The 535-nt window shown below is 68.0% G+C and carries 1 protein-coding gene; it reads left to right on the top strand.

Translation table 11 applies throughout. The annotated features are described in order from the left end of the window. On the top strand, positions 1–528 hold a 528-nt coding region (locus tag BIU95_RS18760; protein ID WP_017887490.1), incomplete at its 5' end, for a hypothetical protein. Positions 529–535: the final 7 nt, after the last annotated feature.

Raw genomic sequence — 535 nt, forward strand, 5'->3', positions numbered from 1 at the left:
TCGGTGCCCGAGGTCCTCGGTGGCTCCACCGCCGTGAAGCTCGACTCCGGCTTCACCGACGCCCTCACCTCCCTCAAGCTCACCCCCGGCGTCTCCGGCACCGCCAAGCTCGCCGACGGGTCCGTGTCGTTCCCGATCACCGCCGGGTCGGTCACCTACTGGTCCCCCGACGGCAACTACCGCCCCTACGTCCAGGGCCTGCTCAACCACGACGACTCCGGCCTGACCCTCAAGGGCGGCGACACCACCGTCACCCTCGAGAACTTCGTCGTCAACCCCGGCTCGTCCAAGCTCTACGGCGACGTCCTGGTCAACGGCAAGGTCGCCGTCAACAACGCGTTCCTGTTCGAGCTGCACGGCGGCTCCCTCAAGCCCCTCCAGCTCGAGGGCGACAACGCCATCCTGACCGGCACCACCGTCCACATCAGCGAAGACGCCGCCGGCCTGCTGAACAAGACCTTCGGCACCGACGCCGTCAAGCGCGGCCTCCTCGTCGGCACCGCCACCATCACCGCACAGATCAAGTAACACCCCC

It is taken from the genome of Curtobacterium sp. MCBA15_007 (assembly GCF_001864905.1).
GTDB classification, from domain to species: domain Bacteria; phylum Actinomycetota; class Actinomycetes; order Actinomycetales; family Microbacteriaceae; genus Curtobacterium; species Curtobacterium poinsettiae.